General features: G+C 66.1%; 17 protein-coding genes. 9 read left to right on the plus strand and 8 right to left on the minus strand.

Annotation, left to right across the window (positions count from 1 at the left end; all coding sequences use genetic code 11):
• Window positions 1-643: 643 nt before the first annotated feature.
• Genes ABJO18_RS16040 through ABJO18_RS16055 form a run of 4 tightly spaced genes read right to left on the minus strand, consistent with a single transcriptional unit; the run spans window position 644 to window position 3,255 of the window.
• Window positions 644-892, minus strand: a complete 249-nt coding sequence (locus tag ABJO18_RS16040; protein WP_348508386.1) for a hypothetical protein — start codon at window positions 890-892, stop codon at window positions 644-646.
• 46 nt (window positions 893-938) lie between these two features.
• Window positions 939-1,541, minus strand: coding sequence for a response regulator transcription factor (locus tag ABJO18_RS16045; RefSeq protein WP_348508385.1), 603 nt, complete (start codon window positions 1,539-1,541; stop codon window positions 939-941).
• Entirely contained in the window at window positions 1,538-2,659 is a 1,122-nt protein-coding gene (locus ABJO18_RS16050) for a histidine kinase (protein WP_348508384.1), read from the minus strand. The genes ABJO18_RS16045 and ABJO18_RS16050 overlap by 4 nt, the downstream gene beginning before the upstream one ends.
• The gene (locus tag ABJO18_RS16055) at window positions 2,656-3,255 is read right to left on the minus strand and encodes a hypothetical protein (protein WP_348508383.1); all 600 of its coding nucleotides are present in this window, start codon (window positions 3,253-3,255) and stop codon (window positions 2,656-2,658) included. The genes ABJO18_RS16050 and ABJO18_RS16055 overlap by 4 nt, the downstream gene beginning before the upstream one ends.
• Before the next feature lie 202 nt (window positions 3,256-3,457).
• Here ABJO18_RS16055 and ABJO18_RS16060 point away from each other — a divergent pair, with 202 nt between their 5' ends.
• The 6 genes from ABJO18_RS16060 (at window position 3,458) to ABJO18_RS16085 (ending at window position 7,510) form a co-directional block, all read left to right on the plus strand.
• Window positions 3,458-3,763, plus strand: coding sequence for an aa3-type cytochrome c oxidase subunit IV (locus ABJO18_RS16060; protein WP_348508382.1), 306 nt, complete (start codon window positions 3,458-3,460; stop codon window positions 3,761-3,763).
• 118 nt (window positions 3,764-3,881) lie between these two features.
• The gene (locus ABJO18_RS16065; protein WP_348508381.1) at window positions 3,882-5,012 is read left to right on the plus strand and encodes a Re/Si-specific NAD(P)(+) transhydrogenase subunit alpha; all 1,131 of its coding nucleotides are present in this window, start codon (window positions 3,882-3,884) and stop codon (window positions 5,010-5,012) included.
• Window positions 5,009-5,266, plus strand: coding sequence for a hypothetical protein (locus tag ABJO18_RS16070; protein WP_348508380.1), 258 nt, complete (start codon window positions 5,009-5,011; stop codon window positions 5,264-5,266). Before ABJO18_RS16065 ends, ABJO18_RS16070 begins: the two co-directional genes overlap by 4 nt.
• Entirely contained in the window at window positions 5,253-5,585 is a 333-nt protein-coding gene (locus ABJO18_RS16075) for a proton-translocating transhydrogenase family protein (protein WP_271186975.1), read from the plus strand. The genes ABJO18_RS16070 and ABJO18_RS16075 overlap by 14 nt, the downstream gene beginning before the upstream one ends.
• A 2-nt stretch (window positions 5,586-5,587) precedes the next feature.
• Entirely contained in the window at window positions 5,588-6,991 is a 1,404-nt protein-coding gene (locus ABJO18_RS16080; protein WP_348508379.1) for an NAD(P)(+) transhydrogenase (Re/Si-specific) subunit beta, read from the plus strand.
• Window positions 6,992-7,081: 90 nt separating this feature from the next.
• Window positions 7,082-7,510 (plus strand): DUF3995 domain-containing protein, encoded by a 429-nt coding sequence (locus tag ABJO18_RS16085; protein WP_348508378.1) that lies wholly within the window; start codon window positions 7,082-7,084, stop codon window positions 7,508-7,510.
• A 29-nt stretch (window positions 7,511-7,539) separates the two neighbouring features.
• Here the strand turns inward: ABJO18_RS16085 and ABJO18_RS16090 are convergent, their stop codons facing one another.
• Window positions 7,540-8,154, minus strand: coding sequence for a class I SAM-dependent methyltransferase (locus tag ABJO18_RS16090; RefSeq protein WP_348508377.1), 615 nt, complete (start codon window positions 8,152-8,154; stop codon window positions 7,540-7,542).
• Window positions 8,154-8,642 (minus strand): DUF6265 family protein, encoded by a 489-nt coding sequence (locus tag ABJO18_RS16095; protein ID WP_348508376.1) that lies wholly within the window; start codon window positions 8,640-8,642, stop codon window positions 8,154-8,156. Before ABJO18_RS16095 ends, ABJO18_RS16090 begins: the two co-directional genes overlap by 1 nt.
• Window positions 8,643-8,723: 81 nt before the next feature.
• On the opposite strand from ABJO18_RS16095, the gene ABJO18_RS16100 reads away from it, so the two are divergent.
• Window positions 8,724-9,281 (plus strand): DUF4269 domain-containing protein, encoded by a 558-nt coding sequence (locus ABJO18_RS16100; RefSeq protein WP_348508375.1) that lies wholly within the window; start codon window positions 8,724-8,726, stop codon window positions 9,279-9,281.
• Here ABJO18_RS16100 and ABJO18_RS16105 read toward each other — a convergent pair.
• Together ABJO18_RS16105 and ABJO18_RS16110 are read right to left on the minus strand one after the other, a co-directional pair.
• The gene (locus ABJO18_RS16105) at window positions 9,278-10,018 is read right to left on the minus strand and encodes a 2OG-Fe(II) oxygenase family protein (protein ID WP_348516009.1); all 741 of its coding nucleotides are present in this window, start codon (window positions 10,016-10,018) and stop codon (window positions 9,278-9,280) included. The genes ABJO18_RS16100 and ABJO18_RS16105 overlap by 4 nt on opposite strands.
• Window positions 10,019-10,113: 95 nt before the next feature.
• The gene (locus ABJO18_RS16110) at window positions 10,114-10,443 is read right to left on the minus strand and encodes a TraR/DksA C4-type zinc finger protein (protein WP_348507293.1); all 330 of its coding nucleotides are present in this window, start codon (window positions 10,441-10,443) and stop codon (window positions 10,114-10,116) included.
• Window positions 10,444-10,622: 179 nt separating this feature from the next.
• Between ABJO18_RS16110 and ABJO18_RS16115 the strand changes: the two genes are divergently transcribed.
• On the plus strand, window positions 10,623-11,564 hold the full coding sequence (locus ABJO18_RS16115; protein WP_348507292.1) for an ATP-binding cassette domain-containing protein: 942 nt from the start codon (window positions 10,623-10,625) through the stop codon (window positions 11,562-11,564).
• Window positions 11,564-12,929, plus strand: a 1,366-nt coding sequence (locus ABJO18_RS16120; protein ID WP_348516010.1) for an ABC transporter permease, incomplete at its 3' end; no start/stop codon positions are given. The genes ABJO18_RS16115 and ABJO18_RS16120, both read left to right, overlap by 1 nt.

Genomic DNA, 12,929 nt, shown 5'->3' on the forward strand with positions numbered 1-12,929 from the left:
ACGCACAAACTCCCGCCGCTCATCCATCGCACAAACCTCGCGCCAGACCATCGCCGCCTCCTGTCCAAGAGACGAAATCCAAGCCACAAGGTGTCAACCATGTCTCCGAACACCCGTTAATGATGTCCCCGGGCTGAACACCTGTTCCGGGGTCTGGTTGAGGGGCAAGACATCGCGAGCAGCGCGAAGCCGGCCCGTTCGGCAGGCCCCGGAACATGTCCGGGGAAATTGGGTTGAGCGTGTGTGAGGGAGAGGGGGAGCTGAAGCGACAACCTCCTCCATCACCCTACGCCTTTTTCCGGCCGGACGCCCGGCGAAGGCCGGGCGAAGCGCCGGGATCCACGGGAGGCTCACCGCTTGAAATCACCCTCGGTCGATCCCGGATCTTCAGCCTGCCTGCGCAGGCTGAAGCCTGCGCCCGCGAAAGCGGGTGGCCGGGAAAAATGGTTAGAGTTGGTGGCATAACGATCACCGTCACCCTGACGAAAGTCAGGGCCCAGTTCACAGGGCTGGGTCGTCGCGAGTTCGCACTTACCCCTCATGACGGCCCGGCAGGAGCTGAGCCTTCCAGTCAAAATATCGCTTTGCGATCTGGGTCCTGACTTTCGTCAGGATGACGGTTTATGGAGTACAGACACCCACCCTATTCCGGATGCGAATCCAGCTCCTGGGCGACGTCTGTGGGGATGTCGGCGGGGCGGGAGGTGAAGGTGTTTTTCAGGGCACCGAAGATGGCCGCCAGAACGACGAGCGCCAGCCAGACGCCGCCGATCTGCAGCGCGCGTTGCGGCAGCGGATCGAGATAGCCGAAATCGCGATAGGCCAGCGCCACCAGCGCGCCATAGACGGCCAGGGCGATCACGGCTGACCAGACGGCAAACGGTATTTTCATGGCGGCGCCCTCCCTTGACGGGAAAGCTAGCAAGCGTAGTGCCAGCTCACAACCAGCCGCGCTCGCGCGCGAGCCGGGCGGCCTCGATCCGGTTGGCCGCGCCCAGTTTGGAAATCGCGCTGTGCAGATAATTGCGCACCGTGCCCCGTGCCAGCCCCTCGGCCTCGGCGATGGCGGGACTGTCCATGCCGGCTTCGGCCAGACGCAAAAGGCGCCGCTCGGTATCGGTCAGCGGATCGGCCTCGCTCCAGGCCTGTTCGGCCAGACCGGGCGCGATGACCCGCTCGCCCGCGGCCACACGGCGCACGGCTTCTGCGAGCTCGGTCGAGGGCGTGTCCTTGAGCAGGTAACCGCTGACGCCGGCCTCCAGCGCCCGTCGCAGATAGCCGGGCCGGTCGAATGTGGTGACGATCAGCACACGCGTCCTTGCGCCATCACGGCGCAGCTGGGCCGCCAGTTCCAGACCGGTGAGACCGGGCATTTCGATGTCGGTGACGAGAACGGCCGGTTCGTGACGGCGAACCAGGTCCAGCGCCTCGCGGCCGGTCGCTGCCGTGCCGGCCACGGCGATATCGCTTTCCAGCGACAGGAGAGTCGCCAGCGCGTCGCGCAGCATGGTCTGGTCTTCGGCGATGACGATATCGATCATGAGGCCGTGTCCCCCTTGCCCGCCGGCCAGACCGCGCGCAGGGCACTGCCGCGTCCGTCCAGCCCGCGTGCGGTGTGAAGCGTCATGCCGGCCTCGGCCAGCCGCTGGCGCAGCCCGTCCAGACCGCCGCCGGCAAAACGCGCGCCGCCGCGGCCGTCATCGGCCAGGGTCAGCACCAGTCCCGCCTCGTCCTTGTGCAGGGAGATGGCGACACGGCGGGCCCCGGCATGGCGCAGCACATTGGTCGCGCCCTCGCGCACCACCATGCCGAACGCCCCCGCGGCCAAGTCGGACAGGGCTGTGTCGTCCGCCAGATCGAGGGCCACGTCCAGCCCGGCATCGCGCAAACGGCCGGCGATCTCGCCGGCGACCTCGGCCAGTGGCCGCACCCGCAGCCCGGTGACCGCCTCGCGCACTTCGGCCAGGGCATCGCGGCCGATCTGCTGGATCGCGGCCAGCTCGGCCCGCGCCCGCTCCGGGTCGGCGTCGAAGAGACGATTGGCGAGGTCGGCCTTCAACGTGACGACCGACAGTGTGTGGCCCAGAAGGTCGTGCAGGTCGCGGGCGATGCGCTGGCGCTCGGCCTCGACGGCGCGGGCGGCGGCATCGGCCTCCATCTCCTCGCGCACGGCCTCGCGTTCCTCGCTGCGGGCCGACCAGGCCGTCGCCGCCGCGATGATCGCGCCGAAGACGAGATAGGCCAGACCGTAGAGAACGGGCACCCCGCTGATCAGACAGCCGGCGACCAGGGCCATCAGCCAGGCGGCGAGACCGATGCGCTGCCACTTCCGGTCGCGGATGCGCGCCATCATGGCGACGGCAAAGATGAGATAGACCGCGGCGCCCGGATTGACCGTCAGCAGCCAGAAACCCAGCAGCTGGACCGCCAGCGCCGCCGGCAGGCTGGTCCAGTCGCGGCGGATCATGGCGAAGACGAAGAGGCAGAGGAAAAGCGCCGTCGCCATGATGGTGACGGCCAGGGTCTCGCCGGCCGGTACGCCGTAGAACCAGGGCGCAAACGGCAGCACCAGATAGACCAGATAGATCCAGGGCCGGTGGGGCGAGAGATGCCGCCACCACCGGCCTTGTGTCTTCACGTTCTGCAGGCGTGGATTCACGCGGGCTGCTCCGTCATCGCGCTGGCTTGAAGGCCCTTCTTACGGCGCAAACGGCCCAGTTCCCAGCGCATCCCGCCCGCCGCCAGCAGGTAGAGGACAGCGACGGTCAGCGGCAGTACGTCGAACCGGCCTTCCGGGAAGGCGTACCAGAGCACGGTCACTGCGGCGACGCGCACGATGGCGTGGATCAGGCAGACGCGGCTGCCATAGGTCCAGCCGATGACCGGCCAGTGCAGCGTCATGCCGATGGCGAGGCTGAGCGGGGCGGCGTCCGGCGAGATGCCCAGAACGATGAAATGGACCGGCCAGAGCATGTTGATCGACATCACCGAGAGGAGGCCAACCCCGGCGATCGGCGATTTCGACTTCATGAAGGGCGAGGCGAGGGGTTTCTGCAACAGGAGGCCCAGCGGGAAGATCATGCCGGACAGGGCCGCGGCGGTCAGCGCCCAGTCTGCTGGCGGCAGGTAGCGGCTGAGCACGGCCAGGGCGATCCAGTAGATGGCGCCGGCCACGGGCAGGGAAATGCCGCCGCCGGCATCGAGATAATACTGGTCCTTGACGCCTTGCAGCTGGGTTTTGAAATCATCGGTCATGAGAGGGCTCCGGTGTTCGTATCCGGAGCCACTCTCGCGCTGCAGCCGCCCTTGCGGCAGAAACAGGTCTCACCGATCGGACATGACAGGTGTCACGCCGGGCATGGCACCCGCCCCCGGCGGCAGCACCGCATCTTGGCGGGGCGCGCAACGCGTGCTATCCGCTCGGTTACATGGCATCTTTTTGACAGGGGTTGCAGCAATGGCGGCTGATCACGTTCGCGGCGAGATGGACATTTCCCAGCACAAGTCCACGTTCGACGGTTTCATGGCCGTCAGCACCTGGGGCGCACTGCTCACCGGCGTGACGGTGCTCTACCTCACGCTCGCCTTTGCGGTCGGCATGGACTGGCTCGCCTCGCTGATCGGCGTGGCCATTGTCGGCGTGATCGCCGGCCTCGTCCTGCAGATGAAGATGAGCTGGTATGTGACCGTGGGCGGCCTGTTCGTGTTCGGACTGGTCTGCGGCGGCGTGGTGCAGCTCTTCAGCCTCGCGCTCGGCGGTTAAATCTGCCCCGCCGGCAGCGCTATACTGCACTGCACAAAGAAATTTTTCTGCAGGCCTTCCCCTTCGGGAAGAATTCGACCATGCTCGCCGCAAACAAGCCAAAAAGCGGCGGGAGACCATGCGAATTGCCATTCTGAAGGAGCGACATGCGGGCGAGACCCGCGTGGCCGCGACCCCCGAAACTGTCAAGAAATTCGTCGGCGCCGGCCATGAGGTCGCCATCGAGAAAGGCGCCGGCGTGGCTGCGGCCATTCCGGACGACGCCTTTGCCGAGGCCGGTGCCACGATCGGCACGGCAGCGGCAACGCTGAAGGGCGCCGAGGCGCTGTTCGGTGTGCGCACGCCCGACGAGGCCACGCTCGCCAAGCTGAAGGGCGTGCTGCTCGTCTGCCATCTCGAACCGCACGGCAATACCGCCAGGGCCGAGGCCCTCGCCAAGGCCGGGATCGACGCGCTGGCGATGGAATTCGTGCCACGCATCACCCGCGCCCAGGCGATGGACGCCCTGTCCTCTCAGGCCAATCTCGCCGGCTATCGTTCGGTGATCGAAGCCGCCGAGCTCTATGGCCGCGCCTTCCCGATGATGATGACGGCGGCCGGCACGGTCGCCCCGGCCAAGGCCTTCGTCATGGGGGTCGGTGTTGCCGGCCTGCAGGCCATCGCCACGGCCCGCCGCCTCGGCGCCATTGTCACCGCCACGGATGTGCGTCCGGCGGTAAAGGAACAGGTCGCCTCGCTGGGTGCGAAATTCATCGCGGTCGAGGACGAGGAATTCAAGCAGGCCGAGACGGCTGGCGGCTATGCCAAGGAAATGTCCAAGGAATACCAGGCGAAACAGGCCGAGCTGATCGCCAGCCACATCGCCAAGCAGGACGTGGTCGTCACCACCGCCCTGATCCCCGGACGCCCGGCACCGAAGCTCGTCTCCAAGGCGATGGTGGAGAGCATGAAGCCCGGTTCGGTGATCATCGACCTGGCTGCGCCCACGGGCGGCAATTGCGAGCTGACCAAGGCCGACGAGGTGGTCGAGCACAAGGGCGTGAAGATCGCCGGCTTCGCCAACCTGCCGGCCCGGCTCGCCGCCGACAGTTCCGCGCTCTACGCGAAAAACCTCGCCAACCTGCTGCCGCTGCTCGTCGACGATGAGGGCAAGAAGGCGCCGCACTGGGACGATGAAGTCATCCAGGGCATGGCGCTGACCAAGGATGGTGCCGTCGTGCATCCCAGCCTGGTGAAGGAAGGCGCGTGATTTTCGCATTCCTCCGCAATGTGATGGCGTGGCTGGCGGCCATTGTCATCGTGTCTGGAGTGATGCTGTTGTTCCTGGGCGCGTTCTCCGGAACTCTGCTGGCGGCCGAACCCCTTGACGAATACGGCCGCCAGGCCGGCCTCAGCGCCGACGCCCGACTTGTTACGTATGCCGCAGGCATTGCAGCCCTTCTCACGGGCGCTGTTCTGCTCTTCGGCCGGAGCCAAATTGGAGGTTTCAATGGAAGCCGTTGATCCCGTCATCTTCCGCCTGGCGATCTTCGTCCTGGCGGTCTTCGTGGGCTATTACGTCGTCTGGTCGGTGACCCCGGCCTTGCACACGCCGCTGATGGCCGTCACCAATGCCATTTCCTCGGTCATCATTGTCGGCGCGCTTCTGGCGGCGACAGCCACGGCCGGCAGCGAGGTCGCAGGCCAGGCCGCGTCCGGCGGCGGTGCGGGCTTCTCGCGCGGGCTGGGCTTTGTCGCCATCATCCTGGCGAGCGTGAATATCTTCGGGGGCTTCCTGGTCACCCGGCGCATGCTGGCCATGTACAAGAAGAAGGAGCGCTAGACATGTCCGTCAATCTGGCTGCCCTCCTCTATCTCCTCTCCGGCATTCTCTTCATCCTGGCCCTGCGCGGCCTGTCGAGCCCGGAAACCGCCCGCCGCGGCAATCTGTTCGGCATGGCCGGCATGGCGCTGGCGATCGTCACCACCCTGCTCGCCGTCGACCTGGATGCGCTGTCTCTGGTGCTGATCGTGGCCGGTATCGCCATCGGCGGCGGTGTCGGCGCGGTGATCGCACGGCGTGTGCCGATGACGGCGATGCCGCAACTGGTCGCCGCCTTCCACTCGCTGGTCGGCATGGCGGCCGTCCTGGTCGCCGCGGCCGCGCTCTACGCGCCGAACGCCTTCCACATCGCCGACGCGCTGGGCAATCTCAAACAGCTCTCCCTGTTCGAACTGTCGCTGGGCACGGCGATCGGCGCCATCACCTTCTCCGGTTCGGTGATCGCCTTTGCCAAGCTGAACGGCAACATGTCTGGCGCGCCGATCATTCTGCCCGCCCGGCACATACTGAACATCGCCATCGGCGTCTTCATCGCCCTGATGATCGCCTTCCTGATGGCCTCGGGCGGCGACGCGAAACTCGCCTTCTGGCTGATCACCCTCGCGGCCCTCGTGCTGGGCATCACGCTGATCATCCCGATCGGCGGCGCTGACATGCCGGTCGTGGTGTCGATGCTGAACTCCTATTCCGGCTGGGCCGCCGCGGCGCTGGGCTTCACGCTGGAGAACACCGCGCTGCTGGTCACCGGTGCGCTGGTCGGCTCGTCCGGTGCGATCCTGTCCTACATCATGTGCAAGGGCATGAACCGCTCCTTCATCTCGGTGATCCTGGGCGGGTTCGGCGCCGACAGTGCCGCGTCCGGCGATGCCGGTCCGCAGGGCAATGCCAAGATGGGCTCGGCCGACGACGCCGCCTTCGTGATGAAGAATGCCGGCAAGGTCATCATCGTGCCGGGCTATGGCATGGCCGTCGCCCAGGCGCAGCACGCGCTGAAGGAAATGGCCGACATGCTGAAGGAGGAAGGCGTCGAGGTCTCCTACGCCATCCACCCGGTCGCCGGCCGCATGCCGGGCCACATGAACGTCCTCCTGGCCGAGGCGCAGGTGCCCTATGACGAGGTGTTCGAGCTGGAGGATATCAACTCCTCCTTCTCCAATGCCGACGTCGCCTTCGTGATCGGCGCCAATGACGTCACCAATCCGGCCGCCGAGGACGATCCCGGCTCACCGATCTACGGCATGCCCGTCCTGCAGGTCTGGAAGGCCCGCACGGTCTTCTTCGTGAAACGCTCGCTGGGATCCGGCTATGCCGGGGTGGAGAACCCGCTCTTCTTCCGCGACAACACGATGATGCTGCTGGGCGACGCCAAGAAAATGGTCGAGAGCATCGTCAAGGCACTCGACTGACGGATCCCGGGAAGCGGCGCGACGATGTGACCGCTTCCCGCTTGGCCCCCGTTGCGCATGATGCAGCCTGCCGGATCGGAAGGGGATATCATGCATACGGTTCTGGGCTGGTTCTGCTTCATCACCCTGTCGGCAACGGCCGGTCTGCATGTCTATTGGGGACTGGGCGGCCTCTGGCCGGCCGACAATGCAGCGGCGCTGTCGCGCACCGTGATCGGCACGCATGGCGGCGTCATGCCGCCGGCCGGACTGACGCTTGTCGTCGCAGCCCTGATCTTTGCCGCCGGCAGTTTCGCCTTCGCACGCGGCGTGCTGGCCTGGGACTCGCTGATCCTGCTGCGCGTCCCGCTGGCGGGCCTCGCCCTGATTTTCCTGCTGCGCGGCGCCGTGACCTATATCCCAGGCCCGTTCACGCAGGCCGCCGAACCCTTCGCCCACCTCAACGCGGTCTATTTCTCGCCGCTCATCCTGGCCCTCGGCGCCGCCTTCACCGCGCTGGCCCTGTCGCCGCGCAACTGAGCCGGTAGCGGGTCAGGGGCAGGCCCTGCCTAGTGCGCGAGGCCGCGATAGACAAAGCCCGCGATCCGGGGCGTGCGCGGTGTATAGGCGGCATCCATCGTATCGATGTGAAACCCGCCCTGTGCGATCAGCCGGTCCATCGGGCGGGCGAGATGACAGCCGCCGCCGATCCGCTTCCAGACCGGTTCGACGCGTCTTTGCCAGCGCGCGACGCCGGCATCCGGCGCCAGACCGTGTTCCAGGAAGATCAGCCGCCCGCCCGGCCGCAGCACCCGCCGCATCTCGGCGAGCGCGGCCGGCGCGTCGGGAATGGTGCACAGGGTGAAGGTCAACAGCACGGTATCGACACTGTTATCGTCCAGCGGCAGGGCCTCGCCGGGCGCGTCGAGCAATTCCACCGGCACAGCCTGCCGCGCAATGGCCCGGCGCGCCTTCACCCGCATGCCCGCCGACGGCTCGACACCGATCACCCGTTCAACGCGGGCGGCATCGTAGAAGGGCAGGTTCGTGCCCGATCCCAGCCCGACTTCCAGCACCACGCCTTCGGCCTGCGGCACGATGGCGCGGCGATGTTTCTCGATCGGCCGCGCGCCGCAGGCACAGGCGATCAGGTTGGGCAGGATGCGTTCGTCGTAAAACCCCATCACTCCATCCTGTGAAAATGGAAGGGCACGGTTTCCACGCGCCCGTCGGAGCGGCGCATGTCGAGAAAGGCTTTCAGCCCCGTCTCGCCATCGCGCTCCAGCACCAGGCCCGAGAAGATCACGCGATCCCCGTCCAGCGCAAGAAACTCGAAACTCACCTGTTCGCCGTTTTCTTCCCAGCCGGTGAAGTCGCGATTGAAGTGCTTCACATGATAGCCGAAAGCGCCGTCGGGATTGTGGCCGATCATCAGCATTTCGGAGAATTGCAGCGCGCCGTCGGCGCTGTACTGGAAGGCTCCGACCAGTTCGCCCGATGCCGTGCGCATCCAGCACTCCGACATCTCGCCCGCAAAACCGGGCCCGGTCCAGCACCCTTCCAGCCAGCCAAGTGCAGCGAGAACCTCGTCCGGCTCGCTCGCCTTCGACGGCGCCGAGAGCAGGCCCAGCCCCGCCCCCAGCCAGACCATTGCAATCAGAATGGCACGCATTTGAAACCCTCCCGCATCCTGCACTGCCCGCCTGGCAGCAATGACGTTGACACTAGGGCATAATCGGGAGAAAGGCGTTCCATGCCTTGCGACATTCTTGCGTTGCGCGATGCGCGCGCCATACTTGACCGCGCGGACGTGTTCGGCCGACTTGCGCCCTTCGATCCGCGCTGGGTCGGCTCGATCCCGCTGGATGTGCACGGACCGGACGCCGATGCCGATGTCGCCTGTACGGCCGGACCCGATCTCGCCGTCTTCCGCGACGCCCTGATCGCCGCTTTTCCCGGTGCTGCCGTCGCCGACAATGAACATGCCGGTGAAGCCTCGGTGATCGCCCGGCTGACACTGGAGGGCATGCCGGTGGAGATTTTCGGCCGTTGCCGCCCGGTGGAAACCCATGAAAGCTATATCCACTGGCTGGCCGAGGATCGCCTTCTGAACCTGGCCGAAGACCGGTTTCGCGAAGATATCCGCACCGCCAAGGCCGGCGGGCTGAAGACCGAACCGGCCTTTGCCCGGGTGCTGGGCCTGGGCGGCGATCCCTTTGCCGAACTCCTCAAGCTCGCCTCACCCGGCGACGACGCCCTGCAAACGCTGATCCGCGGCGCCGGCTATGCCACGAAGGGCACGGCGTCCTAGCTGCCGCCCGGTCCCGGGTCGGTGCCGGTGCGCAGCCAGCCGGTGATCGAGACCCGCGCGGCGCGCACCTTGTCGCCGACACGCGTCACGGCGTGCGGTTGCGGCACCTTGAACATCGACAGCGTATTGCCGCGCGGCACGAAGGCGGTCTCAACGCTGCCGTCCGGGCCGTAGAATTCCAGCAACCCGCCCCAGCCCTTTTTCCAGCCATCGGACAGGGTGAGCACATAGGCCGCGACCCGGTTCTTGCCGGCCACGCCATCATCATGCGTGGTCAGGAAATGGCCGCGCGTATAGCGGGTCAGCTGGGCATCGGCGAAGGCAATGTCCGGCGCGTCGAGGATGGTGCGCATGGGATCGAGAAAGCGGTCGGAATTGATCAGCTCGAACAGGTCGCACAGCGCCGGCACTTCCCGGCGCAGCTCGCCGCGGTGCCATTTGTCGTAGATCGAGTAGGTGTCGTAGAGATAGCCGAAGCCGCGCCGGGCCTCGGCATCGACATGGCGCTGGAACTCGGCCTTCTGGACCGGAGACTGCTGTCCCATCGCCGCGGAATCGAGATCGATATGGCGGCCATTGAGCTTGGTCACCAGCGTCCAGCGCGGCACCGTATCGATAGCCGCACGCGCCGCCGCCAGCGTGTCATCGTCCAGCAGGCTTTCTACCTGGCAGCGCGTGGTGTCCGCCATCGCCTGGCGCGGCGTTTCGATATCCAGAGTGGGCGAAAGTGCAGACATGTCTTCCTCGTTCCGGGCCGTGCGGCATAGCTCTGGTTTTTGAGTGGTCGCATTTTCGAACCGCAAAACCGGTTCCCACTTTTGCTGAAAATGCTCTAAGCACAACCGGCGCAGCGCGGCGTTGCCGGATCAATCTCCAACCGCCGCGCCTCGATCGTTTCACCGCATTCCACGCACCAGCCATATTCGCCATTGTCCAGCCGTTCGAGCGCGGCGTCGATGCGACGAATTTCCTGCGCCCGCCGGGCCTCGGCCGCCTTGGCCATCGCCTGCACCTGCAGGGAATCCTGGCGTGACAGCCGCCCGACCGATTGCTGGTCGAGCGCCACGGGCTGCCGGTCCTCGCGCGCGGCCGCGGACAGATCCCGCAATTCCTCGCGCAGCACGAGAAGCCGCGATCTGGCTGTTTCCGGCTCGATGGACATGATCTCCCCGACTGTCTTGCAGCGCTCACTATCGCCCCGCGAGCGGTGGGGGCCAAGACCGCGCTGCAGCCGCCCGCCCGGCAGCGGACCGGGCCGGGAGGGACGTTTTGCTGTTCAATACCGGTGGATCACTGCGCGGCGCACCTCTAGTTTCGCAGGACACGATACTGAGGGGCATCATGTCAGAGACCATTCTCGCCTTGGACGGCGTTTCAAAGACGTTCAACGGCAAGCCCGCCGTCCGCGATGTCAGTTTTTCCGTGGAACGCGGCCAGATCACCGGCTTCCTGGGGCCGAACGGCGCCGGCAAGACCACCAGCCTGCGCATGTCGCTGGGCATTCTCACGCCCGATCGCGGCACGGTTTCGCTGTTCGGCGGCCCGCCGCGCCCGTCAGCGCTCGACCGCGTCGGCTTCCTGCCGGAAGAGCGGGGCATCTATCGCAAGATGAAGGTGATCGATGTGATCGTCTTCTTCGCCCGGCTGAAGGGCGTTGCCCCCGCCGAGGCCCGCCGCCGCGGCCTGCAGATGCTCGAGGAATTCGGCCTCGCCGAAGTCGCCGAGAGCAAGGTGAAGACCCTGTCCAAGGGCATGGCCCAGAAGGTCCAGATCATCTCGACCCTGGTGCACGAGCCGGAATTCATCATTCTGGACGAGCCTTTCTCGGGTCTCGACCCGGTGAACCAGTATGCGCTGGAGCAGGTGGTGCGCCGCCAGGCCGAGGCCGGGCGCACCGTGCTGTTCTCGACCCATGTGATGGAGCACGCCGAACGCCTGTGCGACAAGATCGTGCTGATCGCCAAGGGCCGGAAAGCCTTTGACGGCACCGTCGCGGAAGCGCTGGGCCAGGTGCCGCGGCGCGTGACGCTGGAGATCGTCTCCGATCATGATCTTTCCCAGGTACTGGCCGGCAAGGGCGAGGTTCACCGCGAGACCCAGGGCGAACACGAGGTCTGGATCGTCGATCTGGGTCCCGGCGTCGATGCCCAGGACATTCTCAAGGCCTGTGTCGATGCCGATGTGAAGCTGACCCGGTTCGAACCGGTGCGCGCCCATCTGCACGATGCCTTTGTCCATCTCGTCGGCCGCGAAGCCGCCGCCCCGGAAGCGGAGACCGTCTGATGCGCAATATCTATCTCATCGCCCGCCGCGAATTCCTGTCCTATGTCGCGACCTGGGGCTTCTGGCTGTCGCTGCTCTCCGTGCCGCTCTTCATGGCGCTGGGCTTCGGCATGCCGATCCTGATCGAGAACTCCCAGCCGACCCGCTACTACGTGCTGGTCGACGAGACCGGCGGCCGTCTGGAAGAGGCCGTGTTCGAGCAGATCGGCCAGTCCCGCGCCGACGAAGCGGAACGGGTCCGGCAGGCGGCCAGCGAGATGCTGGGCGACAATCCGCAAATCCAGGCCGCACTGGACCAGTCGGTCCAGCTGGAGGATGACGGCTATATCCGTGTCGATGCCGGCACGACCGATCTCGACGCGCTGCGGCCCTATCTGACCGGCGATGCCGAGCTGGAAACGGCCGACGGCCCGCAGCCGCTCTTCGCCGCCATCTTCCTCAGCGAGCCCGTGCCGGGCCGTGTCGAGATGGCCTATTGGAGCACCAATCTCACCGACCGCGACCTGCGCCGCGATATCCGCGACGCGCTGCGTGACTACATGCATTTGCGGCATCTGGTGGAGAATGGCGTCGACCCGACCCTGATCGAGGCCGCCGAAGACCTCGAACCGGTGGTGCGCGAGCTCAATCCGGAACGGACCGACGAGGCCGCGGAAGTCACCGAAAGCGAACGCCTGCCCATCGTGATGGGCGTGGCGACCGCCTTCGGCCTCTGGATCGTGATCTTCTCGGTGGTGAACATGCTGCTCACCGCGATGATCGAGGAGAAGGGCAACAAGGTGCTGGAAATGATGCTGGCCTCGGCCCGGCATCATGAAATCCTCACCAGCAAGCTGCTCGGCGTCGCGGCCGTGTCCGCCACGCTGCTGATCTTCTGGGGCGGTCTCGCCTCGATCGGCGGTCTGGCGATCCAGCAATTGATGGCCGCAGCCGATATTCCGGCAGCGGAAATCCTGGCCGCCCTGTTCGATCCGGCGCTGCTGGGCCCGGCGATCGGCTATTTCATCGTCGGCTATCTGATGTATGGCGCGGTCTTCCTGGCGATCGGTTCGCTGTGCGAGACGATCCAGGACGCCCAGACGCTGATGAGCCCGATGATGCTGGTGATGATGATGCCGCTCTTCCTGGTGATGATGGCCATCGATGCGCCCGACTCGCCCATCGTCGCGATCGCCAGCTGGATCCCGCTGTGGACGCCCTTCATCATGCTGGTCCGCCTGCCCCAGGATATCGGCATGATCGAGATCATCGGCTCGACCCTCGGCATGGTGTTCACCGCCATGGTGGTGATCTGGGGGGCCGGCGTGCTGTTCCGCATGGGCGCCCTCAACCAGGCCAACCAGGACACGGTGAAGAACTGGTTCC

The sequence above is a fragment of the Maricaulis sp. genome, assembly GCF_039978735.1.
GTDB lineage: Bacteria > Pseudomonadota > Alphaproteobacteria > Caulobacterales > Maricaulaceae > Maricaulis.

Excerpts from the sequence above, each read along its gene's own strand:
- ABJO18_RS16100 (WP_348508375.1), top strand. The coding sequence starts at position 8,724 with ATGCCTTGCGACATTCTTGCGTTGCGCGATGCGCGCGCCATACTTGAC.
- ABJO18_RS16090 (WP_348508377.1), bottom strand. The coding sequence starts at position 8,154 with ATGGGGTTTTACGACGAACGCATCCTGCCCAACCTGATCGCCTGTGCC.
- ABJO18_RS16045 (WP_348508385.1), bottom strand. The coding sequence starts at position 1,541 with ATGATCGATATCGTCATCGCCGAAGACCAGACCATGCTGCGCGACGCG.
- ABJO18_RS16075 (WP_271186975.1), top strand. The coding sequence starts at position 5,253 with ATGGAAGCCGTTGATCCCGTCATCTTCCGCCTGGCGATCTTCGTCCTG.
- ABJO18_RS16040 (WP_348508386.1), bottom strand. The coding sequence starts at position 892 with ATGAAAATACCGTTTGCCGTCTGGTCAGCCGTGATCGCCCTGGCCGTC.
- ABJO18_RS16065 (WP_348508381.1), top strand. The coding sequence starts at position 3,882 with ATGCGAATTGCCATTCTGAAGGAGCGACATGCGGGCGAGACCCGCGTG.
- ABJO18_RS16060 (WP_348508382.1), top strand. The coding sequence starts at position 3,458 with ATGGCGGCTGATCACGTTCGCGGCGAGATGGACATTTCCCAGCACAAG.
- ABJO18_RS16105 (WP_348516009.1), bottom strand. The coding sequence starts at position 10,018 with ATGTCTGCACTTTCGCCCACTCTGGATATCGAAACGCCGCGCCAGGCG.
- ABJO18_RS16095 (WP_348508376.1), bottom strand. The coding sequence starts at position 8,642 with ATGCGTGCCATTCTGATTGCAATGGTCTGGCTGGGGGCGGGGCTGGGC.
- ABJO18_RS16080 (WP_348508379.1), top strand. The coding sequence starts at position 5,588 with ATGTCCGTCAATCTGGCTGCCCTCCTCTATCTCCTCTCCGGCATTCTC.
- ABJO18_RS16110 (WP_348507293.1), bottom strand. The coding sequence starts at position 10,443 with ATGTCCATCGAGCCGGAAACAGCCAGATCGCGGCTTCTCGTGCTGCGC.
- ABJO18_RS16085 (WP_348508378.1), top strand. The coding sequence starts at position 7,082 with ATGCATACGGTTCTGGGCTGGTTCTGCTTCATCACCCTGTCGGCAACG.
- ABJO18_RS16055 (WP_348508383.1), bottom strand. The coding sequence starts at position 3,255 with ATGACCGATGATTTCAAAACCCAGCTGCAAGGCGTCAAGGACCAGTAT.
- ABJO18_RS16115 (WP_348507292.1), top strand. The coding sequence starts at position 10,623 with ATGTCAGAGACCATTCTCGCCTTGGACGGCGTTTCAAAGACGTTCAAC.